Origin of the sequence: Lactobacillus sp. ESL0233, assembly GCF_003692995.1 — a bacterium.
Classification (GTDB): domain Bacteria; phylum Bacillota; class Bacilli; order Lactobacillales; family Lactobacillaceae; genus Lactobacillus; species Lactobacillus bombicola.
The window spans coordinates 37,628-58,593 of sequence record NZ_REHH01000008.1; the positions used below are offsets into that span (position 1 = coordinate 37,628).

Consider the following 20,966-nt stretch of genomic DNA (forward strand, 5'->3'; position numbering starts at 1 on the left):
AGTTAATTCCTTATCTTTGAAACTTTATTTTGACTGTCACGAACAACTTTCATTTCATTTATACTTAAATAACCAATTTTTGGTACTACTTCTTTTTGTACCTTTGGGCTCAATACGTAATCAATGAAGGCCGCTGTTGCCTTATTAGGCTTGCCCTTAGTATACATATGTTCATATGACCACAATGGCCACTTATTGGAAGGAATATTCTTATTATCAGGCACAACATGATTAATACTTATCTTTTGAATATTTTGATCATTAGCGTAAGGAAAGGAAATATAAGAAATTGTTCCTGGGGTAGAATTAACAATTTTTTTAACACTGCCATTGGAATCTTGTTCTTGTGAATTGACTGCATCTTTACCATTAAGTATTAGATCCTCAAAAGTTGACCTTGTCCCACTACCACGCGAGCGGTTAATTACAATGATTGGTAAATTTTTTCCGCCAACCTCATGCCAATTTTTTATTTTACCAGTAAAGATATCAGCTAATTGTTTTTTTGACAAATTCTTAATGCCCACAGCTTTATTAGCAATTGGAACTATCCCCACTATTGCTACAGGATAATCCTTTAATTTTTGGGCATCGATTCCCTTTTGTGTCTCAGCAAAAACATCTGAAGTACCCACTTCAACTGCTCCTGCTTGAACCTGGCTCAAGCCAGTACCTGAACCGCCACCTTGTACAACAATATTACTATTAAGGTGAGCCAGATGATAATCATTACCTGCTTGCTCGATGAGCGGTTGCAGGGCACTAGAACCAACTATAGTGATTTTTTGACCGTTTTTGCTGCAACCAACTAAAAAAAGCGGCACTAACAAACAGCAGGCCAGCAGTTGGACAAAATTACTTTTTCGCATTATAAATTCCTCAATTAAATATTTTAATTTCAATTTTAGTTTATCAAAACTTGAACAATCAACCAATCATAATTACTTAAAATTAAGTAAAAAAAGACAACTTGCTAAGCGGCAAAGTTGTCTTTATTATTTATTCAAATTAATCCAAATTTAGTGGATCCAATTTAATTCCAGGGCCAAAAGTTGCAGCAACTGCTACACTCTTAACATATTGACCTTTGGCAGCTGATGGACGCGCACGCAAAATAACGTCACGCAAAGCATCAAAGTTTTCAATCAATTGTTCATCAGTAAATGAAACTTTACCAATTGCAGCATGAATCGAAGCTTGACGGTCAACACGATATTCTACTTGACCAGCCTTAACATTCTTAACTGCTTTTTCAACATCCATTGTTACAGTTCCGGTCTTAGGGTTAGGCATTAATCCTTTAGGTCCTAAAACTCTACCTAAGCGACCTACTTTGGCCATCATAGTTGGGGTAGCAACAACAACATCAAAATCTAAGTAACCGTTTTGTACTTTTTCTACCAAGTCATCAGAGCCAACTTCATCAGCTCCAGCTGCTTTAGCTTGCTCAGCTTGAGCACCTTCAGCAAAAACAATCACTTTTTGCGTTTTACCGGTACCATTAGGCAAAACAATTGAACCACGAATCTGTTGATCTGCTTGTTTAGGATCGACACTTAAATTGTATGAAACTTCAACTGAAGCATCAAAGCCTGCATATGAAGTTTCTTTAACTAGCTTCATTGCTTCAGCGACCGAATACAATTTCTTTGAATCTACTTTTTTAGCAGCTTCTAAATATTTTTTACCATGCTTTGGCATGTGATTTCCTCCTTAATATGTGGTCAAGCAAGCCTAAGGCTCTCCCACCTAAATTGTTATAAATAACAGGATTAGTCTTCGACTTCGATACCCATACTTCTAGCAGTACCTTCAATCATCCGCATAGCAGCTTCGATATCAGCAGCATTAAGGTCCTTCATCTTAGTTTCAGCGATTTCCTTAACTTGATCTTTAGTAACCTTACCAACCTTCTTGGTGTTAGGTTCGCCAGATGCCTTATCAATTTTAGCTGCTTGCTTCAAAAGTACTGGAGCAGGTGGAGTCTTAGTCACGAATTCAAATGAACGATCTTCGTAAACTGTGATGACTACAGGGATAATCATGCCTTTTTGATCAGCAGTTCTAGCATTGAAGTCTTTGGTAAAGCCAACAATGTTAATTCCAGCTTGACCTAAAGCAGGACCAACTGGAGGAGCAGGTGTTGCAGCACCAGCTGGTATTTGTAATTTGACAACGTTAATAACTTTTTTTGCCACGGTCAAAACCTCCTTGATTCCGTGTGCGGTTAAAATGGAAGAGCATCTACTCTTCCTCCCACAATAATAAAACTACGTTAATAGCGTAACATCGTTTAAGTTGATTTGCAATAATTGAGATAATTTTAACTGATTTTCTTTACCTGATCATAATCTAATTCAGTTGTAGTTGCCCGGCCAAACATATCAACCGAAACAAAAAGTTTGTACTTATCCGGTTGAATTTCTGTAATTTTACCTTCAACTCCATTAAAAGCTCCATCAATAATGGTAACTGTTTCACCAACTTCAAAATCAATTTGCGGACGCTTGGCTGGTTCACCCTGTTGCCGCAACAGACGATTTACTTCTTCATCAAGTAATGGTGATGGCTTAGATCCCCCACCATGAGAACCAACAAAACCAGTGACATTAGGGGTATTTCGTACAACAAACCAACTTTCATCTGTCATAACCATTTCCACTAATACATAGCCTGGAAAGATTTTTTCTTCAACTTCTTTTTTCTTATCATTAACTTTTTCAATTTTCTCTTGTTCAGGAACCATTACCCGAAAAATATAATCCTGCATCCCCATGCTTTGTGCCCGTGAAAGCAAGTCAGATTTAACTTTGTCTTCATATCCAGAATACGTATGCAGAACGTACCATTGTTTTTTAGTTGTTTCAACCATTATTAAAATTCTCCTTTTATTTTTGGCAAAGAAAAAAACCTCTGCACTAGAGGTTTCTTTAATTATATGCATTATAACACGATTAGCAAATCTATGCCATTACATCACTATTTGTGTCAAACTGCTAAACAATAAGTCTAACAAACCTAAATAAGTGGCAAACAAAATTGAAGTAACAATCACAGTTCCCGTATCGTGACGATTCTGCTTGGCAGATGGCCAAGTAACCAGTTTCATTTCTTCAACAACACTTTTAAAAAACTTAATCACTACTTCTTACCTCGTTTCTTTATGTAAAGTCATTTTACTGCAATGCTTACAAAATTTATTCAATTCAAGTCGCTGAGTGCGATTTTTACTTGCCGTGATTGAGTAATTACGCGAGCCACAACGGCTACAAGCTAAAGCTGCTTTTTTCACTGCCATAATCTCACTTCCAAACTATTGTATTTTAGCAAACATTTTTTTCTTAAGCAATTAATTTAATACTTCTACGCCATTTAGCTATTTTAACCTAAAACAGAGTCTAAGTACTAATTATTAGCAAATTAATTAATTAAAAATCTACTTTTTAAGATTTTCAGTTAAGAATAATTTTATTTTGTCATCACCAACATTTAAAAAATAAAGCATGTCTTCCTCGGCCTTGATAGCATCTCTGCCATCTTTTTCCAGCAAATAATCCCAGAGAACATCTCTAACGGAAAGTTCCAAGTCGCTCCAATCAAATACTTCTTTCATTGGTTGGTTTAATAAAGTTGATTTGCTTAACTCCTCTGTCATCTTACATACCTTTCCACATATTTTCTAAGGATTCATTATACATCTTTTTATTTAGTAGTCACTATTACAATAAATGGTAACGCATCTTTTGCGCCAAACGAGACTTAGCTCTTATAAGAGATTTTTTTTCAATCTTTAAATTGGCCAATACTTCTTCTTGCGGCACAATTCCTAAAACAACTAACAAAGCTAGCCCTTCTAAATCTGATAAATGATCAATTATCTCGGCTAATTGATCATTTAAAGGAACTTCACTTGGACTAACTTGATTTACCTGTAAAGGACGCAGCCCACTGGCAACTGCCTTTTCAATCGAGATCGACTGGGTAAGAGCACGTCGACGATAGGCATTTTCATAACGAACTAATGTTTTAGCATGATTAGTCAATCTGGTCTTATAATAACTGGCAAATTTACCTTTGCCATCGACGTAGCTAATCGCTGATTGATAACAAATAAAAAGTGCATCTTGTTCCCAATCCTGTTTGTCATAGCAGCGCAAGTAATATTTGTTAATAATGCTATTAACAAGTGGGTGATACCGAATATACAATTTTTTCAGGGCATCTTCTTTGCCATTCTTAACTTGGTTAATTAAAGTAGCTTCTTCGGCTAGATTATCCGTAAACTTCTGCATTTTCTTATCTCCTTAATTTTTAATTTTTGAATGCAGAATACGTAGTTTTTAAAAAGATAAATAGCGAACTTTAGTTTATTGTTCTCATTATTTTTCAAAAGCTTTTTTACTAGCCACAACCATTTTCCCATGTGAAATATTAGCTGAGTTTTACTTTACAAAGTTCTAAAATTAATTACCCGTATTGTCCTTGTATATTCTTTGACCTTTTAAATAAAAAACTCCTAGCTGTCAGTTTTTAATCTGCCAGTTAGGAGTTTTTTCATTACAACATTATTGTAAGGGATTCCGACTATTAAGCATTTGATAAAGCAAGACACCAGTAGCAACACTTGCGTTTAATGATTGAACTTGCCCAACCATTGGCAAAGTTAACATTTGATCCATTTGTTCCTTAAGTAAGCGTGAAATGCCCTTACCTTCATTGCCAATAACTAAAACAGTTCTACCATTACTATTCCATTTACGATAATCTGTCCCCGTCATATCCGTACCAAATAACCAATAACCTCTTTTTTTAAGCATTTGACTAGTTTGAACTAAATTATTTACTCTAGCTACGGGTACGTGATCAATGGCCCCAGTTGAAGTTTTAGCAACTACAGATGTTAACCCAGTAGCATGACGTTTAGGAATGATAACTGCATCAACCCCCGTTGCATCAGCTGTCCGCAATATTGAGCCCAAATTATGGGGGTCTTCAATTGAGTCCAACATTAATAAAAATGGCTCACGTTCTTGACGTTCAAATTGATCCAATAATTCATCCAAAGCAGCATATTCAAAGCTAGCAATCGTCAAAACTAACCCCTGATGATTAGCTCCTGCTACTAAACGATCCAATTTACTTTTTGGAACAAGCTGCACAATTATTTTCTTTTTCTTAGCTAAAGTGTATACCTCATTAGTTAAACTTGCTTGTAGATTTTCTTGCAAGAAAATCTTATTAATTCGATCAGCATTTTGCGTCTTTAAAAAATCTAATCCTGCATGCTTGCCAAAAACAAAATCTTTTTCATTCGAATTCATAATTATCAATACCACCATTCTCTACGGTTTCTATACACCATTTTGTTAATTCATGAATACGTTCGTTTTTATCTAATAATTTCAAATAACCCCAAACTGCCTCAAAACCAGTAGAGAGCTGATACGTAGCTAAACTTGTGTTTTTAGCTTTAGTATGTGCTTTAGCATTGCGTCCTCTTTTAAAAGTAGCAATTTCAGCTTGAGTAAGCAAATTATCATTTTGTAATTTAGTAATTAAGGCTGCTTGTGCTTTAGCTGACACATAATAAGTTGCTTGGCGCTGTAAAACCTGTGGTTTAACAATTTGACATTTAATTAAATGTTCACGAATAGCAATTTCATAAACAGCATCCCCCAAATAAGCTAGAGTCTGGCCATTAAGCGTATCCGGATTTATTTTTTGCTCAATTAAATTTTTCTTAATCACGTCTCCACCTTGTTCCTTGCGGAGTATCTTCTACAGTTATCCCCATTGCTTTCAACTTATCCCGCAACTCATCACTTTTTGCCCATTCTTGATTTTTTCGTGCTTGTTCTCGTTGTGCAACTAACCGAACTATTTCATCATCATCCTGTTTTTGGACTGTGGTAAGCAATTTTTTAGTACTAATACCAAAAATTCCTAACCAATCAGTCAACAATTTTTGCGCATACTTTAAGGCTTCTTTATCTACTTTTGCCAAACTAAGATTAGCATTAAGTATTGGCAACAAATCGTAAATTGCTGCTAAAGCATTTTGAACATTTAAATCATCATCCATTGCCTTAATAAAGTTACGCTCTGTCTGAGCAATAGCTGCTTGAACTGCAGGCGACTTGTCACTTATCGAACTGTCATTTAGCCGATATGCCAGATTTACTAACGTATTTTTAAATTTTTGCAAAATATTCTTTGCTTGTTCAAGATTTTCAGTTGAATAATTAATTGGTCGCCGATAGTGAACACTTGCCATAAAAAAGCGCAATACCTGGGGATCAGTTGTTTTCAACAAATCGTGTACGGTTACAAAATTATGTAACGACTTAGACATCTTAGCTTGATCAGCTCCAACTGTTACAAAACCATTATGCATCCAATAATGCACAAACTTTTGGCCAGTAGCAGCTTCACTTTGCGCAATTTCATTTTCATGATGAGGAAATTCTAAATCTTGACCACCACCATGAATATCAATGGTATTACCCAGATATTTAGTCGACATTACTGAACATTCAATATGCCAGCCTGGCCTCCCTAAACTCCAAGGTGATGACCAAGCAATTTCATCAGCTTGCTTTTGTTTCTTCCAAAGAGCAAAGTCAAGTGGATCTTCTTTGCGCTTTTGTTCGGCCACATTAACGTGTTCAGAAGCACCTGCTTCAAGTTCAGTAATATTTTGGCTGCTTAAAGCACCATAATTAGCAAACTTACGGGTACGGTAATAAACGTCACCAGCAGATTCATAAGCGTAGCCTTTAGTAATTAATTGCTGAATAAATTTAATAATTGCCGTAATTTCATTTGTTGCACGGGGATTTAGCGTTGCTGGCTGGACATTAAGTGCGGCCGTATCTGCACGATATGCTTCAATATAGTGCTGAGCTAAAGCCGATACTGAGATTTTTTGCGCCCGTGCCTCATTAATCATTTTATCGTCGACATCGGTAAAATTAGAAACATGATTAACTCGGTAACCTTTATATTCAAAATAGCGGCGAATTGTGTCGAATGCAATCACGCTGCGCGCGTTACCAATATGAATATAGTTGTACACTGTTGGTCCACAAACATACATCGAAATCTCACCAGGCTTAATTGGGCGAAATTCTTCTTTAGTCTTAGTTAAAGTATTGTAAATTTTCACAGCGGCTAACTTGCCTTTCTAAAAAATTTTCTTTTAACAAAAACACAATTAATTAATTGATTTTTACTAAAAGAAATAGCGTATCCCGCTTTTAAGGCGTAATACGCTGTTCCTTGCTTAATTACAAACCGTTTTCACTCATTTGTTTCAAGGTTAAATCAAGGTGTTTTAATACCCGTTCTTTGCCCAAAAGCTCCATTGCTTCACCAATACCTGGTCCAACCATTGACCTAGTTGTAGCAATTCGAATAGGCATAAACAGTCTCCTACCTTTAATACCTGTTTGGGCACGCGTTGCTTGAACTGCCTGCATAATTTGAGTGGCCGTAAACCGCGATAATGATGTCAGTTGTCGCTTGAATTCTTCAATTACTGGTCTAGCTTCATCCTTACGGATTTCGTCAATTTCTTCATCACTCAAGTCTTTAGGGGCGGCAAAGAAAATCTTAGTTAAATCAACAATCTGTTTAGTATATGACATTTGCACAGAATAGATATTCACTAATTGACGCACCCATTCCATTTTTTCTGGACTAGGATCTAGTTCAATTAACCCTGCTTCTTGTAAATTGTTAAGAGCTAAGTCAAGTAAAACATCTCGATCGGCCTGTTTAATATATTGGTTATTAATCCATTCCAATTTCTTTTGATCAAAGGCAGCCGGTGATTTAGATAGCCGGGCGGGATCAAACTGCTTAATTAATTCCCGTTGTGAGTAAATTTCACTTTCACCAACTGGTGACCATCCCAAAAGCGTAATAAAATTAAACATGGCATCTGGTAAATAACCCAGGTCACGGTATTGTTCAATAAACTGAAGTACTGATTCGTCACGTTTAGACAGCTTTTTACCAGTTTCTGGATTATTAATCAACGTCATATGCCCAAACTGCGGTGGTTCCCAGCCTAATGCTTCATATACGACTAATTGTTTTGGAGTATTTGAAATATGGTCATCGCCGCGCAAAACATGCGTAATTTCCATTAAATGATCATCTATGGCGACTGCAAAGTTATACGTTGGCATGCCATCGCGCTTTTGAATAATAAAATCGCCACCGATAGTATCAGATTCAAAACTCAAATGGCCTTTAACGATATCATCCCAAGCATATGTTCTCATTTCTGGAATATGAATTCGGACTACTGGAATTAAACCCTTGGCCCTGGCTTCTTCTTGGCTAGCCGCAATTTCAGTTGCAGTCATTCCTTCATATTCATAAGTATAGTGCGGAGCAATTCCCATTGCCCGTTGCTCTTCACGTTGTTCTTCAAGTTCTTCTTGTGTCTTGTATGAATAGTACGCTTTACCTTCATCAAGTAGTTGTTGAATATACTGATTGTATATGTCTTTACGTTCAGACTGCCGATATGGCCCAAAATTACCGCCCTTATCAGGTCCTTCGTCCCAATCAATTCCTAACCAATGCAGGTTTTCCATTTGCGATTGGGAACCGCCTTTAACGTTACGTTTAGTGTCTGTATCTTCGATTCTTAAAACAAACGTTCCTTTGTTATGCCGTGCAAATAAATAATTAAATAGCGCGGTTCTTGCATTTCCTATATGTAAGTGTCCCGTTGGACTCGGGGCATACCTTACCCTTATTTTTTGTTTTGCCAAAATTTATGCCTCTTTCAAATAGTTAATTAAACAATTTTAGTTTACCCGTAATATGACAAAAGTTCAATCTTTCCTATTCTAATACCAACTTTAAAACTTGTAAAATACTAGCTACAGGAATCACATCAATTCCTAATTCTTGCAAACTACTACGCATATTATGCTTAGGAATAAAAATTCTTTTAAAACCAGTTTTAGCTGCTTCTTTAATTCGCGCATCAATTTGATTAACACGCCGCACTTCACCCGTTAGACCTACTTCACCTACAAAGCAATCAGTTGGAGAAATTTCTTGATTTTTATAACTAGAAGCAATCGCCATAATAATTGCTAAATCGACAGCTGGTTCATTTAAACGAATCCCACCTGTTGCAGTTAAATAAACATCTTGATTTTGGAGCATTAAATTACCCCTTTTTTCTAAAACTGCTAACAATAATGCTGCCCGATTAAAATCTAATCCTGAAGTTGTCCTTTTTGCATAGCCAAAAGCAGTCGGAGTAACTAAAACTTGAATTTCAGCTAGTAGCGGTCGCGTCCCTTCTAAAGAAACTACAATTGCCGATCCGGTCGATTGCGGCAACCGCTCATCTAAAAAGATTGCTGATGGATTGGTTACTTCTTTAAGACCTTTGTGAGCCATTTCAAACATGCCAATTTCATTAGCAGCTCCAAAGCGATTTTTAACTGAATGCAGGATTCGATAAGCGTGATGCTCATCGCCTTCAAAATATAACACGGTATCTACCATATGCTCCAGGATTTTGGGACCAGCAATTGTTCCTTCTTTAGTTACATGCCCAATCACAAAAACTGTAATTGCATCTATTTTTGCAATTTTCATCAGTTCACTAGTGACTTCTCGTACCTGTGAAGCCGAACCAGTCATTGAATCAAGACTAGGTTCATTCATTGTTTGAATTGAATCAATAACAACAAAGTCAGGCTGAATAGTATCAATTTGCTGGCGAATCTCTTCCATATCTGTTTCAGGATAAAGTAGCATATTATCAGCCTCTAGTCCCAAACGTTCTGCCCGCAACTTGATTTGGTTAGCAGATTCTTCTCCTGAAACATAAAGCACTTTATGCTGTTGCGCTAATTCACTCATAATCTGTAACATTAAGGTTGACTTACCAATACCTGGATCTCCCCCAATTAAAACTAGCGAGCCCGGAACAATACCACCACCTAAAACACGGTTTAATTCAGCCATACTAGTCTGAATTCGTTCTTCTTTTTCTGCCTTAACCTGTGCCATCTTAACAGGTTCACTGCCACCAGTTTGTTTAATTAACCGACTGGGACTACCTTTACTAGAACAAGTTGGACTTGTTTCAGTTTCTTTTTCGAACTGATTCCAAGCACCACAATTAGGGCAGCGTCCCAAATAACTCGCTGAAATATAGCCACAAGAATGACATTTGTATTTGGTTTTTACTCTAGCCATTAATCCTCCTTTAAATTGGTCGATCCAAAGCCTGATTGTCTCTGGCGTTCAACTGGTAAATCATCATCAGTTTTATAATATTTAATAAAAATGCCCTGACCAATTCGTTGTCCTTTTTTAATTTTAATTGGTCTAACACCATAATTGAGTACCTGAATAAAAATTTCACCTTCATTTGTTTTATTATTATAATAATCTGCATCAATCACTCCAATACCATTAGGTAGACTTAAGCTGCGCTTAAAAGTATTCGATGAGCGGTTGGCCAAAATTAGTACTTCGTCTTTAGGCATATATGCCTTAATGCCAGTAGGGATAAGCAATGGCTTCAAAATACTATCAGCTAAAGCATAATCCGGTTCATACAATTGATGACCATTACGCAGCAAACGAAAAATTCGCACAAAATTAAGTCGCCAGATACTAGGAATCTCGATATCAACAGCTGCTTCTAAATCATAACCCGCGCTGGCAATGGTCTGGCGTCTAGGTAAAGTAATATTTTTATCTTGATATTTAGATACAATTTCAAAGCCCCGTAGTTTCGTCATTTTGTCTCCTCTAAATTAATAAGCTCTATTTTACAATAGATTAGCTATTTTACTTAAAATATTCTACTATTATATATGTAAAAGCTCTTAAAAATGCTTGTTCAATTAAGTTATTTATAAACTTTGCAGGTATTAGCAACTTTTGTAAAACAGAGAATGGTCAAATTATTAATACTGAAAGGAATACGATGTTCAATTTAAATAATTCCCACCAATTTTGTAAAGTTTATGATGATGACGATATTCTTGTCTGTCACTGGGTCATGGATAAAGTATCTCGGTCAGATAGAGACGTTTGGATTATGGAGCACTTCTTTTTTAATCCAGTAGCAGAACAAGCTTTTTTTATTAATGAAATGCATAATATTTTTGAAATTGCTACCACAACTGCCACAGCTGTTTGGCCACTTGACCCACAAGTAATTGCTTATTTTAAGCAGCACCCTAAATTTGCCAAAATTTGGTACCATAAGCCTGATAGTATATAATCAAGCCAGCTTTCTATAATAGACTACTTAAGCTGATTAAGCTAAAATAGAAGTAATATTTTAAGGAGGAATAATATTTATGACAAAAGAAATTACCAATGATAATATTGCCAACTATACAGCTGATTTAGCTAAGCATGCCGGTATCAACATTGCTAGCCGAGCTGCCCAACAAAATGGTATCTATAAGGCTAGTCAAAATTTACAATCTAAAATCGACTTAGACCCAACTTTTTCAATTGAAATTGACACGGGAAAACCATCTGACCAAAAGCAATCAGGTCGCTGCTGGATGTTCTCAGCTTTAAATACGATGCGTCATCCCCTACAAAAGGAATACAAAGTTAAAGACTTCGAATTATCCCAAAACTATACTAACTTTTGGGACAAATTTGAAAAATCAAACTGGTTCTTTGAAAATGTGATTGCCAGTGCTAAGCAACCATTGGGTGATCGCAAAGTTAGCTTTTTATTTGCTACCCCACAACAAGATGGTGGTCAATGGGATATGCTATGCGGTTTAATTGAAAAATATGGTATCGTACCAAAATCAGTTTATCCAGAAACAGCCAATGCTACCAATTCAAGTGCTTTAAATGACACCTTGAATACGCTCTTACGCAAAGATGGACTAGTTTTGCGCACTATGATTAATGAAGGTAAGTCAGAAGATGAAGTTGAGGCACGTAAGAATGAATTCTTAAACGATGTCTTCCGTGTTCTGGTAGTTTCATTAGGAATGCCACCAAAGAAATTTGACTTTGAATACAAAGATGATGAAGGTAATTACCACCGCGAAGCTGGAATTACTCCAAAAGAGTTCTTCGCTAAGTATGTTGGTATGAATCTTGAGGATCATGTCTCAATTATCAATTCGCCAACTGCTGACAAACCTTATCATAAAGTCTTCTCAGTTGAGTACTTAGGTAACGTGGTTGGTGGTCGTCAAGTACGTCACTTAAACTTAGAAATTGCTGAAATGAAAGATTTAATCATTAAGCAATTGCAGGCGGGCGAAGTTGTTTGGTTTGGTTCCAATGTTGGTAAGGATTCAGAAAGACAACTTGGCTTACTCGATACTAATATTTACAAGCGCGATGAATTATTTGACATTGATTTATCCATGTCAAAAGCTGATAAACTTGATTCTGGTGAAAGCATGATGGATCACGCAATGGTTATTACGGGCGTTGATCTTGTTGAAGGCAAGCCAACTAAATGGAAGATTGAAAACTCTTGGGGTGAAAAACCCGGCTTTAAAGGTTATTTTGTGATGAGCGATGCTTGGTTTGATGCTTTTGTTTACCAAGCTGTTATTAATAAGAAATTCTTGTCAGATGACTTGAAAGCTGAATTTGCCGATGGTGCTAAAGACCCTATTCAACTCCTACCATGGGATCCAATGGGTGCTTTAGCTTTTAAATAAAAACTTTAAAGTAATTTAAAATATAAAAAGACTAACTTCTGCAAATATTTGAAGTTAGTCTTTTTATATTACCTATAATTCTAATTAGATAGGTAACTAATTATAAATGGTAAGTACTTGCCGCCTAGTCAAATTCACAATTGACAATATTTGTATATAGTTTAACAACATAAGTAAGCGCTATTTTAGAATATTATAATTATGACCTAGTTATTAAAAATCAAAGGAAGCTATAATGTACCATACAGTTTACCAGCAACAAAATTATCTTAATCGAGCTTTTCTAAAAAATTATTTTCTATCTGGAATTGTCTCTTTGATACTTGCTTTATCATCACTGTCTTTTTTAAAGGCAAGTGATTATTCAGCTTTAAGCCTAATTAACTTTATTTTCTTACGATATAATATTTTTTTTGGTTTAATTCCGACATTTATCCTTGTGCTCTTATCCACTTTAAAAATACGCCTAGGCGATACTTTACGATGTCAGACTAGAAATATTTTATTAGCACAAATAGTCTATCGTATTATCTTCAATTCGATAATCATTACAGCAACTTGGTTTTTAGCAATTATGATCGTTATTTTCTTAAGTGGCTATTTCCCTATTTTTCTAAAAATTTGGGCTGAATTGTTACTTCGAATAGTTTATTTTGAAATTGTAATACTAGTCTTTGGCTTTATCAGCGCAATCTTTTTTTATTTAACTGAAAATAAAATTTTGACATTTTTACTAGTATTTGCCATCAACTGCCTAAGTTTTATTTTAAATATAAATCATCAGGCATCATTATTCTATGATTTTTTAGCACTCGACTTTGGTTCAATCATCTTTTCTAGAAGCTTAATTTTATTAGGTTTACTATTTTTAACCGATGCTATTTTAAATCTGATTATCGTAAAGAAGGATTTTTTATGAAGCAATTATTTTGGGATCAATTACTATACTTGTGGCAAATAATTAAACAAAGATTATTATTCTGGTTAATTTTAATCAGTTTAGCAATTGTTTTGTCCAATATTCCTTTTAGTACCAATCCTCATTATTCTGTTTTTACATCCTTTTTTGCTGGAGTAGATTTTATAACAATACATTTACCGATTAACTGGTTTATTTATTTTATAATTCCTATGTTAATTATGCTAAACAGTTTTCGCCAGCTATGGCATGTAAGAGTAATTCAATTAAGAGGTTTGCAATATTCCGCTAGAACTTACGCCAAGATCAATATCGAGCTCTTGGGATTAATTTCTCTCGTTTATGTCTTAATAACTGAAAGCATTCAAACTTTATGCACGCTTTTATTACAGTTACCAATGCTTCGAATTAATTATTTATCTGGAGTAGAAACTCTAGGATTAAATTGCCTAGTTAATTGGCTAGGAATTTTATGGTTATTGCTACTTCAAGCAATTATTAATCATTTTAACGCACCACTTGGCATAATTATTCCTATTACTTTATTAATTGCTACAGTTTACACTTTATGGAAAAATAACCCTTTAAATAGCTTAATGCTATTAAGAATTAATCAAAACAACATCATTTCACTAGTTATCACTACAATCATTACAGCATTCATTTATTTATTGGTTGAGCGCCATACTAATTTTGAATAAAGGAGAAATCAAATGAGTTTTATTGAATTGAAACAAGTAGGGAAAGTCGTTAAAAAAAGAGCACTTTTACATGATATTAATGCCTGCATTGAACAAAATAGTATTACTACATTAGAAGGAATCAATGGTTCAGGTAAAACACTAATTTTAAAAGCTATTTTAGGGCTAATTAAAGTTACTGGTAGTATCACGGTTAATGGTAAATTGGTTAAACCAGAAGAGCCCTATCCTGTCAAAGCAGGTATCTTAATTGAAAATCCAAGTTTGATTGAAGAATTCACTGCTTATCAAAACTTACTCCTTTTAGCTAAATTAGATTCAAATATTCAAATCGAAGAAATCAACTATCTGCTTGACTATTTTGATTTATCAAGGTTTCCTAAGCAAAAAGTTAAAAAATTTTCTTTAGGAATGAAACAAAAATTAGGAATCGCTCAGGCCCTTTTAGGAAAATACCCCTTAATTGTATTAGATGAGCCAACTAATGCCTTGGATCAAGAAAGCATTGCTAAATTAGTTAAGCTGATTCATAAATACCAACATGATGGACTAACGTTTCTCATTGCTACTCATGACTCTAACTTTGTTGAACAAGTAGCAACTAAAGAATTATCTGTGCAAGAAGGGACCATTAATTATGAAAAATAAAAAAATACTATGGTCAATATTTTTGGCAATTTTTGCCTTAATAATCGCCGGCTATTTACGCTATCAGCAAGTAAATAGTAATCTTACGCAATCTGGGGTAACAGAAGAAAAATTTTTTCAACAAAAAAAGGTAGTTCATGCCTATCATGTTAACTTCATTATTCACCAAATAAAATTAATTAAGTCTAAAAATGAAGTAAGCGCGCGAGTTCAACTCTCACTTCATCAAACCGGTACTCCGAATTATGGTATGAAAAAGAATTATGCTAATTACATTGAAAATTTTTATTTAAATAATCCATATGGCCTTAGTAACCCAGTTGATACGTGCTACGACAGAAATAACCATCTTGTAGGACCATATCCAGCAATTGTTCATGCTAAGCAGCCAGTTACACTACATTTTTCAATTCCACGTAATTCCTATGATAAACGCACTAAAAAGCTGCGAATTAGCTTTTTAGTGCCTACAAAAAAGCATTATGTCAAATATTCGTTACTTTTAGAATAAAAAGGAGAAAAAATGAACGTTTTATGGTCACGCTTAGCTAAACGCTGGCTAATCTTAGCTATTATCATTGCTTTAATAATTAGTTTTTTACAATTTGTCACCTTAACAAAAATTCCAATCGAAGATTCACCTTATACACGCTGGCTTTCAATTGATTCTTTTAATTTTGCTCCAATTGTCTTCTTTATCTTATTACCAATTTTTAGTAGCCTACCAGCCAGCATTATGCTTAAAGAAGACTATGACAGCGGCTTACTATATAAATGGAAACTACAAAAATCGGTTAAACAGGTTCTATTCGACTATATAAAAATTGCCTTTATTACTGGTTTCATTGTAACTGCACTCGCTTTATCTGCTAATTTATTTAGTTGGTTTATGATTTTACCAAATATCAAGCCTGATAATCTATTAAATAAAAATATTTTAGTAATCAACTTTAATACATTATTTGTTTCCCTTTACTATACTCATCCATTTATACATGCAATTCTTTCAATCATTTTTGCAGCTTTTTGGAGTGGCTTATTTGCGGTTTTTGTCACAGTCACATCCCTGTGGGTTAAAAATAAATTTGCAGCTGCTTGTTCTGGTTTAGTATTACAAATAGTCTTATTACTCTTTAATAATCTTTTCAAATTACCTAACCTAGTTAGCTATGCCCCAGCGGACTTTTTACATGAAACCGCCCCTACAACCAATATTAGTTTACCAGTAACCATGATAGTCACTTTGCTACTAATGATTTATTGTGGTGTAATGTTTTATATTGATCAAAAAAAATTAATTAACATTTAAACTAGTAATTTTACTACATTTATTTTAAGCTTTCTGTTTAAGTACTGCTAATGGAAAATTCTATTAACAGTTTTTTTGTGGCCAAAATCAACTTAATTGAAACTAAAAAGACCTGATGCCGATTAAATATCGGATCAGATCCTAATTCTTTATCAGCAATGACCTACTTGCGTCGTAATTTTACCAAATATGCAATAGTCGGTCTGGTTGCAATTTACTTAAATTGAATTGATGAACATGCTGTGGCTTACTTGACGGGAAAGGTGCAACGAAGTCAGCTAAATTTACTAAACCAGTTGAATAAGTCCAAACACCTTTGACCTTTTTAATTGGATCTAGCAGTTCATTTCTAATTGGATAAGCAGAAATTAAAAAGTGCTTATGATGAAACTTAAATACAAAATAGGGTAAACGAAATTGATTAATAATTTCATCTTTTGTTTTACCAATTGTTACCACGTTACGATATGTACCATACTTTGCAGTAAATTTATCATTAAATGAAAAATAAAAATTAGAAATATGTACATGGGGAAAGTCTGCTTCAGCCATCTGATCAGGAATGGCAACTACATGGGCAAAATGATCCAAATTACTTTCCCTTTGTGACAAAACTTTAGCCATTTGATTAGGATTGATTACATGCGCCCATTCTGGTAAGTCAAAATTATCTTGATAAGATAAATACATTTCCCGCACAACCTCAGGCTTAACCCAATCATATTGCCGACGAATTTCATTACGATTAAGTAAATTTTGCAAATTCTTGTGATACATTAAATCAACCACAAATAATTCATAGCGATAGCGTTCAAGCCACGGCTGATAATGCTCAATAGTTTCAACAGAAATATGAGTACTATCAACAATAACGGTTTCGCCACGCTTCATTTTTTCTTCTACGAGGTAATCTACCACTTTTTCCGTTTGTTCATTTGCTGAGCGCGGAATAACTTGACGCAGGCAATCGGTATCTTCTTCATAATAATAGGTTAAATTAGCCAACAACAAGCGAATTTGGTCGCGGCTGATCGCATATGGCTGTAAATGATGGCGTGAAATGAAAGAAGATTTACCGGAGCCAGGTGCGCCTCGTAATAAAAATATTTTACGCATACCTTATACTCCAAACTAAGAATGTAAATTTATTTAGTATCGTAGTAAATTTTAACATAAATTTGGCTAATTCTTAATTATAAGTAAAAAGCAATTAAAAATTTAGTTTAAAATTTTTTTATCACAAATATGTAAGTAATCATCAAAAGTATAAATAATGGGTTCTGCATTAGCTACTTCAAGTTTTACGATCTCATTATCATCTATTTGTTCGATTTTTTTAATTAATGCTCGTAAACTAGAGCCATGAGCTACTACTAGTTGATCTTCACCTTTAAGCATTTTACTTACAATTGCTGTTTGATAGTACGGCAATAGACGTTGTTGCGTTTGGTAGAGGCTCTCAGCTTGCGGTAAACGTCTTATATCACAATTAATATAGCGCCGATCATAAAGTGTTTTTCCAGCAGGTGGAATTGAATAAAAACCTCGACGCCACTTCAAAACCTGCTTATCACCATAAATTTGTCGTGACAGGTCTTTGTTGACTCCACGTAAAATGCCATAATGTCGTTCATTTAGGCGCCATGTCTTAGTTAGCGGTAAATATAAAATATTGGCCGCTTCTGCGACAATATTGGCTGTTTCAATAGCTCGAACTAAAATAGAAGTATGAATATGAGTAGGATTGAAATCAGCAATTTCCTTAAGTAACTGACCTGCTGCTTTGGCCTGCTCTCTTCCTTTCGTAGTTAAGGCGACATCGTTCCATCCAGTATAAGTATTGGTAAAATTAGCAATGCTTTCTCCGTGACGCAATAGTACCAATTTCACCATTTTACTTCACCCAATGCATAATTAACAAAATAATGCCACTAATTGTAAAAATAAGCCCTAAAATCATAAAAGCATTATAACCTTTATTTTGCTTGTAGCGTTTTCTATTAAAAGCATAGGCCATATCATATAAGCCAACGATTAAAACAATAATTGCTGTAAAAAGATTAACTTGAAAATTCATTTTTTCTCCTATTCTTAATAATCATGATTAGTCTCAATCAGCCGATGATTCTTCCCCCGTTCACATTCAACTTGAAAGTTAATATGGTTGATACCCAAAGTTATCAGCTTTTGACTAATTACCTGTGTCAATTGTTCAAATTCTTCCACTGTCAATTCGGGAGCTACATTAACATGAGCATCTAACATAATATAGCGCTCACTATAACGCCAAACATGAACATGATGCATATTTTTAATTTCAGGAAAAGACAATACAATTTTATTTATTTCAGCTAAGTCAATATCTGGGTTAGATTCCATCAAAATATTAGCTGCCTGCTTGGTTAAGCTATAAGCCTCGTGTAAAACAAAGAGTGACACTAAGATAGTCATTACCGGATCAAGCCAACTGACATGCCAAAAATAAATACATATTGCACCAATTACCACTGCTACGCTTGAGAGCGCATCGCTTAGCATATGAATAAAAGTTGAACGAGCATTTAAATTATTTTGTTCAGCTTGATGCATGACTAACATTGAAATCACATTCGCCACTAGCCCAATTATCGCTATTACTAACATAATTGGCCCACTAATTTCATTAGGCTGCCAAAAACGCTCAATTGCTTCAATAAATAAGACAATACTAATAATAATTAAAATAATTCCGTTAGTGAATGCAGCTAAAGTTTCTGCACGCTCATAACCAAATGTCTTATACTGATTACTACGTCGTTTACTAATTAAATGAGCTATAAATGAAATGATAATTGCACCAACATCACTTAAGTTGTGAACTGCATCCGACAATAATGATAGCGAGCCAGAGATTATACCGCCTAAAAATTCACTAACCGTTATAATTACATTCAAAACAGTTACATAAATATATCTCTTAGTCCTATGATCATTCATTAACTTTACCTCTCAATAGCAAAAAGCCCTACTTTTAGTAGGGCTCTAAATATTTTCAGCATCAATATTGTAATCAATAATTTCAAACTTGCCATTATCAGCTAAAAGTGCCCGACTTATACTGCCATTGTTAGGAAAAATAATATCATGCTGACCATCACTTTGCTGCCAATACTTAATTGCTAAAGTTTTAATAAAATCACCATGGGAAACAATTAATACCCGTTGCTCATTTTTAGTCAATTCCTGTAAAACAGAAATTGCCCGTTCCATTCGTTTATCTAATTCCTGGCTATTTTCTGCTAAATGCCGTGAATCAGCTTTTTTCGTTGCTTGCCGGAATCTAGCAATTCCAACTTGATTAATAATACTCGTAATATCTTTTTCTGCTTTCAAACCAGCAGCTAATGCAACTTGTTGCCAAGTATTGTCAATATCGTCGCCTTCAAATGAGCCAAAGAAAACCTCACGAAATTCTGGTAATTTCTTTATTTTACCTATTTCAGAAACTTGATTAGCATCTTTTATTAAATGAACTGTGTCAATTGCTCGCTTAAGATCAGAAGAATACATATTGTCAAAATGAACTTGACTTAATGCATTAGCCGTTTTTTTCAAGTCGTCGATTCCTTTTATTGTTAAGGGCGAATCACTCCAGCCCTGAACTTTATTCAACTGGTTAAACATGGTCTCGCCATGACGCACTAAATAAATTTCCGTTGCCAACTTATATTCTCCTTTCAGCTATAGCATAACGTGGATTAAACTATAACATATATGCCTTATAAAATAAATAGCCTACCTGCAATAAGATTAGTGTTATAAATAATACTCTTAATTGAATGGCCTACAGTAAATTTTTTATTGGCAAATATATAGTAATCAAACTTAGATATCAAATTGAATGATTATCAACTCTATCGTTAATAAAATTTTTGTCATAATTCCTCTTACAAAATCCAAACAAATTATAGCATCATAGGTATTTTCCCTTCTTAATCACCATATCGATTATAATATACTTAATAAAGCAATTATAAGAAGGTAAGTTTAAGTGACAAAATTTGAAACGTTAATATTTATTCCAGAAGGTAGTTTACTTAATGAAAAAGTAGCTGAAAGAAATGCTCTAAGTCAAACGCTAAAATCGATGCAGCAATTTGGTCCAAGTGAACGTTTAAAATATACCAAATTACAAGAAAAAACCAAACTGCTAGGATTAAACAAGCGAATTTCATTAATCTTAAATACGTTTAATCTTCAGCCAGAAATTTTTTCTATAAATTTACAAAAACAGCATCAATTAGTCAAAGGAACTATTTCGTTTTTAGATGCAGTTGTTGACCAGATTAATTTAATCATGTTGGCTAAAGAGTCAAAACAGATTATCATTCCTCGCTTAGAGCAAAGCGCACTGCTAACTTATTTTTCTGCCACCTATTTTGCTGATGATTTTACCCAAGAATTGCCTGCTAAATCAGTTTTAGCGCAAGTTGTCCGCCAAGAGCAATTAGACCCTGATACATGTTTAGTCATTGGAACGGATTTAGCTGATGAAATTCAAGGAGCCGTAAACACAAATTTGCAATCACTATGGCTTGCACCCAAAAAAAGCAAATTACCAATTAGTCCGCACCCAACATTACATTTAAATAAGTTAAGTGACTTATTATTTTATCTTGATCTCAGCTAGTTTATAATATTAATAGAAA

At 34.5% G+C, this 20,966-nt stretch carries 27 protein-coding genes; 8 read left to right on the plus strand and 19 right to left on the minus strand.

Going from position 1 to position 20,966, the window contains the following annotated elements:
* Positions 1-2 precede the first annotated feature (2 nt).
* The 14 genes from F5ESL0233_RS06205 to F5ESL0233_RS06270 all read right to left on the minus strand — a co-directional run bounded on the left by F5ESL0233_RS06205 (position 3) and on the right by F5ESL0233_RS06270 (position 10,787).
* Positions 3-869 carry a phosphate ABC transporter substrate-binding protein gene (locus tag F5ESL0233_RS06205; RefSeq protein WP_122022085.1) on the minus strand — a complete coding sequence of 289 codons (867 nt, stop codon included), beginning with the start codon at positions 867-869 and terminating at the stop codon, positions 3-5.
* 139 nt (positions 870-1,008) lie between these two features.
* Positions 1,009-1,701, minus strand: a complete 693-nt coding sequence (gene rplA / locus F5ESL0233_RS06210; protein ID WP_090093808.1) for a 50S ribosomal protein L1 — start codon at positions 1,699-1,701, stop codon at positions 1,009-1,011.
* Positions 1,702-1,772: 71 nt separating this feature from the next.
* Complete coding sequence (gene rplK, locus F5ESL0233_RS06215) at positions 1,773-2,198, minus strand: 50S ribosomal protein L11 (protein WP_090093806.1); 426 nt, start codon at positions 2,196-2,198, stop codon at positions 1,773-1,775.
* A 125-nt stretch (positions 2,199-2,323) separates the two neighbouring features.
* Positions 2,324-2,872, minus strand: a complete 549-nt coding sequence (nusG, locus tag F5ESL0233_RS06220) for a transcription termination/antitermination protein NusG (protein WP_090093805.1) — start codon at positions 2,870-2,872, stop codon at positions 2,324-2,326.
* A gap of 99 nt (positions 2,873-2,971) precedes the next feature.
* Positions 2,972-3,142, minus strand: a complete 171-nt coding sequence (gene secE / locus F5ESL0233_RS06225) for a preprotein translocase subunit SecE (protein ID WP_090093804.1) — start codon at positions 3,140-3,142, stop codon at positions 2,972-2,974.
* Between the two features lie 6 nt (positions 3,143-3,148).
* Entirely contained in the window at positions 3,149-3,298 is a 150-nt protein-coding gene (gene rpmG, locus F5ESL0233_RS06230) for a 50S ribosomal protein L33 (protein WP_118895935.1), read from the minus strand.
* A 138-nt stretch (positions 3,299-3,436) separates the two neighbouring features.
* On the minus strand, positions 3,437-3,655 hold the full coding sequence (locus F5ESL0233_RS06235; RefSeq protein WP_090093802.1) for a hypothetical protein: 219 nt from the start codon (positions 3,653-3,655) through the stop codon (positions 3,437-3,439).
* Positions 3,656-3,719: 64 nt separating this feature from the next.
* Positions 3,720-4,292, minus strand: a complete 573-nt coding sequence (locus F5ESL0233_RS06240; RefSeq protein ID WP_122059304.1) for a sigma factor — start codon at positions 4,290-4,292, stop codon at positions 3,720-3,722.
* A 273-nt stretch (positions 4,293-4,565) separates the two neighbouring features.
* Positions 4,566-5,321, minus strand: coding sequence for a 23S rRNA (guanosine(2251)-2'-O)-methyltransferase RlmB (rlmB, locus tag F5ESL0233_RS06245; RefSeq protein WP_090093800.1), 756 nt, complete (start codon positions 5,319-5,321; stop codon positions 4,566-4,568).
* Complete coding sequence (locus tag F5ESL0233_RS06250) at positions 5,308-5,748, minus strand: Mini-ribonuclease 3 (RefSeq protein ID WP_090093799.1); 441 nt, start codon at positions 5,746-5,748, stop codon at positions 5,308-5,310. The genes rlmB and F5ESL0233_RS06250 overlap by 14 nt, the downstream gene beginning before the upstream one ends.
* Positions 5,741-7,165, minus strand: coding sequence for a cysteine--tRNA ligase (gene cysS / locus F5ESL0233_RS06255; protein ID WP_122059305.1), 1,425 nt, complete (start codon positions 7,163-7,165; stop codon positions 5,741-5,743). Before cysS ends, F5ESL0233_RS06250 begins: the two co-directional genes overlap by 8 nt.
* A gap of 121 nt (positions 7,166-7,286) precedes the next feature.
* Positions 7,287-8,786: a glutamate--tRNA ligase gene (gene gltX, locus F5ESL0233_RS06260; protein ID WP_122059307.1), complete on the minus strand. Its 1,500-nt coding sequence runs from the start codon at positions 8,784-8,786 to the stop codon at positions 7,287-7,289.
* Positions 8,787-8,859: 73 nt separating this feature from the next.
* Positions 8,860-10,236: a DNA repair protein RadA gene (gene radA / locus F5ESL0233_RS06265; protein WP_122059308.1), complete on the minus strand. Its 1,377-nt coding sequence runs from the start codon at positions 10,234-10,236 to the stop codon at positions 8,860-8,862.
* Complete coding sequence (locus tag F5ESL0233_RS06270; protein ID WP_090093793.1) at positions 10,236-10,787, minus strand: dUTP diphosphatase; 552 nt, start codon at positions 10,785-10,787, stop codon at positions 10,236-10,238. The genes radA and F5ESL0233_RS06270 overlap by 1 nt, the downstream gene beginning before the upstream one ends.
* A 188-nt stretch (positions 10,788-10,975) precedes the next feature.
* Here F5ESL0233_RS06270 and F5ESL0233_RS06275 point away from each other — a divergent pair, with 188 nt between their 5' ends.
* The 7 genes from F5ESL0233_RS06275 (at position 10,976) to F5ESL0233_RS06305 (ending at position 16,278) form a co-directional block, all read left to right on the plus strand.
* Positions 10,976-11,275 (plus strand): hypothetical protein, encoded by a 300-nt coding sequence (locus tag F5ESL0233_RS06275; RefSeq protein WP_090093791.1) that lies wholly within the window; start codon positions 10,976-10,978, stop codon positions 11,273-11,275.
* Positions 11,276-11,354: 79 nt separating this feature from the next.
* Positions 11,355-12,701 (plus strand): aminopeptidase C, encoded by a 1,347-nt coding sequence (pepC, locus tag F5ESL0233_RS06280; protein WP_122022092.1) that lies wholly within the window; start codon positions 11,355-11,357, stop codon positions 12,699-12,701.
* A 235-nt stretch (positions 12,702-12,936) separates the two neighbouring features.
* On the plus strand, positions 12,937-13,620 hold the full coding sequence (locus F5ESL0233_RS06285) for a hypothetical protein (protein ID WP_090093786.1): 684 nt from the start codon (positions 12,937-12,939) through the stop codon (positions 13,618-13,620).
* Positions 13,617-14,321, plus strand: coding sequence for a rhodopsin (locus F5ESL0233_RS06290; RefSeq protein WP_122059310.1), 705 nt, complete (start codon positions 13,617-13,619; stop codon positions 14,319-14,321). The genes F5ESL0233_RS06285 and F5ESL0233_RS06290 overlap by 4 nt, the downstream gene beginning before the upstream one ends.
* A 12-nt stretch (positions 14,322-14,333) precedes the next feature.
* A complete protein-coding gene (locus tag F5ESL0233_RS06295; RefSeq protein WP_118895944.1) occupies positions 14,334-14,969 on the plus strand; it encodes an ATP-binding cassette domain-containing protein in 636 nt (211 codons plus the stop codon).
* Positions 14,959-15,480 (plus strand): hypothetical protein, encoded by a 522-nt coding sequence (locus F5ESL0233_RS06300; protein ID WP_122059312.1) that lies wholly within the window; start codon positions 14,959-14,961, stop codon positions 15,478-15,480. The genes F5ESL0233_RS06295 and F5ESL0233_RS06300 overlap by 11 nt, the downstream gene beginning before the upstream one ends.
* A gap of 12 nt (positions 15,481-15,492) precedes the next feature.
* Positions 15,493-16,278 (plus strand): hypothetical protein, encoded by a 786-nt coding sequence (locus tag F5ESL0233_RS06305; protein ID WP_122059313.1) that lies wholly within the window; start codon positions 15,493-15,495, stop codon positions 16,276-16,278.
* Positions 16,279-16,458: 180 nt separating this feature from the next.
* On the opposite strand, the gene F5ESL0233_RS06310 is transcribed toward F5ESL0233_RS06305, so the two are convergent.
* The 5 genes from F5ESL0233_RS06310 to F5ESL0233_RS06330 form a co-directional block, all read right to left on the minus strand.
* Positions 16,459-17,394, minus strand: a complete 936-nt coding sequence (locus tag F5ESL0233_RS06310; RefSeq protein WP_090093780.1) for an AAA family ATPase — start codon at positions 17,392-17,394, stop codon at positions 16,459-16,461.
* Between the two features lie 102 nt (positions 17,395-17,496).
* Complete coding sequence (locus F5ESL0233_RS06315; protein WP_122022099.1) at positions 17,497-18,171, minus strand: 2,3-diphosphoglycerate-dependent phosphoglycerate mutase; 675 nt, start codon at positions 18,169-18,171, stop codon at positions 17,497-17,499.
* A 1-nt stretch (position 18,172) separates the two neighbouring features.
* On the minus strand, positions 18,173-18,355 hold the full coding sequence (locus tag F5ESL0233_RS06320; protein ID WP_118898076.1) for a hypothetical protein: 183 nt from the start codon (positions 18,353-18,355) through the stop codon (positions 18,173-18,175).
* A 14-nt stretch (positions 18,356-18,369) separates the two neighbouring features.
* Positions 18,370-19,254, minus strand: a complete 885-nt coding sequence (locus tag F5ESL0233_RS06325; RefSeq protein WP_122059315.1) for a cation diffusion facilitator family transporter — start codon at positions 19,252-19,254, stop codon at positions 18,370-18,372.
* Positions 19,255-19,299: 45 nt separating this feature from the next.
* The gene (locus F5ESL0233_RS06330) at positions 19,300-19,980 is read right to left on the minus strand and encodes a histidine phosphatase family protein (protein ID WP_122059316.1); all 681 of its coding nucleotides are present in this window, start codon (positions 19,978-19,980) and stop codon (positions 19,300-19,302) included.
* A 328-nt stretch (positions 19,981-20,308) separates the two neighbouring features.
* On the opposite strand from F5ESL0233_RS06330, the gene F5ESL0233_RS06335 reads away from it, so the two are divergent.
* Positions 20,309-20,947, plus strand: coding sequence for an HAD hydrolase-like protein (locus F5ESL0233_RS06335; RefSeq protein ID WP_090093770.1), 639 nt, complete (start codon positions 20,309-20,311; stop codon positions 20,945-20,947).
* Positions 20,948-20,966: the final 19 nt, after the last annotated feature.

What these genes read in the sequence shown, in the direction of transcription:
- F5ESL0233_RS06205 (WP_122022085.1), bottom strand. Translation starts at nt 869, where the DNA reads ATGCGAAAAAGTAATTTTGTCCAACTGCTGGCCTGCTGTTTGTTAGTG.
- rplA (WP_090093808.1), bottom strand. Translation starts at nt 1,701, where the DNA reads ATGCCAAAGCATGGTAAAAAATATTTAGAAGCTGCTAAAAAAGTAGAT.
- nusG (WP_090093805.1), bottom strand. Translation starts at nt 2,872, where the DNA reads ATGGTTGAAACAACTAAAAAACAATGGTACGTTCTGCATACGTATTCT.
- rpmG (WP_118895935.1), bottom strand. Translation starts at nt 3,298, where the DNA reads ATGGCAGTGAAAAAAGCAGCTTTAGCTTGTAGCCGTTGTGGCTCGCGT.
- F5ESL0233_RS06235 (WP_090093802.1), bottom strand. Translation starts at nt 3,655, where the DNA reads ATGACAGAGGAGTTAAGCAAATCAACTTTATTAAACCAACCAATGAAA.
- F5ESL0233_RS06240 (WP_122059304.1), bottom strand. Translation starts at nt 4,292, where the DNA reads ATGCAGAAGTTTACGGATAATCTAGCCGAAGAAGCTACTTTAATTAAC.
- rlmB (WP_090093800.1), bottom strand. Translation starts at nt 5,321, where the DNA reads ATGAATTCGAATGAAAAAGATTTTGTTTTTGGCAAGCATGCAGGATTA.
- radA (WP_122059308.1), bottom strand. Translation starts at nt 10,236, where the DNA reads ATGGCTAGAGTAAAAACCAAATACAAATGTCATTCTTGTGGCTATATT.
- F5ESL0233_RS06270 (WP_090093793.1), bottom strand. Translation starts at nt 10,787, where the DNA reads ATGACGAAACTACGGGGCTTTGAAATTGTATCTAAATATCAAGATAAA.
- F5ESL0233_RS06275 (WP_090093791.1), top strand. Translation starts at nt 10,976, where the DNA reads ATGTTCAATTTAAATAATTCCCACCAATTTTGTAAAGTTTATGATGAT.
- pepC (WP_122022092.1), top strand. Translation starts at nt 11,355, where the DNA reads ATGACAAAAGAAATTACCAATGATAATATTGCCAACTATACAGCTGAT.
- F5ESL0233_RS06285 (WP_090093786.1), top strand. Translation starts at nt 12,937, where the DNA reads ATGTACCATACAGTTTACCAGCAACAAAATTATCTTAATCGAGCTTTT.
- F5ESL0233_RS06290 (WP_122059310.1), top strand. Translation starts at nt 13,617, where the DNA reads ATGAAGCAATTATTTTGGGATCAATTACTATACTTGTGGCAAATAATT.
- F5ESL0233_RS06295 (WP_118895944.1), top strand. Translation starts at nt 14,334, where the DNA reads ATGAGTTTTATTGAATTGAAACAAGTAGGGAAAGTCGTTAAAAAAAGA.
- F5ESL0233_RS06300 (WP_122059312.1), top strand. Translation starts at nt 14,959, where the DNA reads ATGAAAAATAAAAAAATACTATGGTCAATATTTTTGGCAATTTTTGCC.
- F5ESL0233_RS06305 (WP_122059313.1), top strand. Translation starts at nt 15,493, where the DNA reads ATGAACGTTTTATGGTCACGCTTAGCTAAACGCTGGCTAATCTTAGCT.
- F5ESL0233_RS06310 (WP_090093780.1), bottom strand. Translation starts at nt 17,394, where the DNA reads ATGCGTAAAATATTTTTATTACGAGGCGCACCTGGCTCCGGTAAATCT.
- F5ESL0233_RS06315 (WP_122022099.1), bottom strand. Translation starts at nt 18,171, where the DNA reads ATGGTGAAATTGGTACTATTGCGTCACGGAGAAAGCATTGCTAATTTT.
- F5ESL0233_RS06320 (WP_118898076.1), bottom strand. Translation starts at nt 18,355, where the DNA reads ATGAATTTTCAAGTTAATCTTTTTACAGCAATTATTGTTTTAATCGTT.
- F5ESL0233_RS06325 (WP_122059315.1), bottom strand. Translation starts at nt 19,254, where the DNA reads ATGAATGATCATAGGACTAAGAGATATATTTATGTAACTGTTTTGAAT.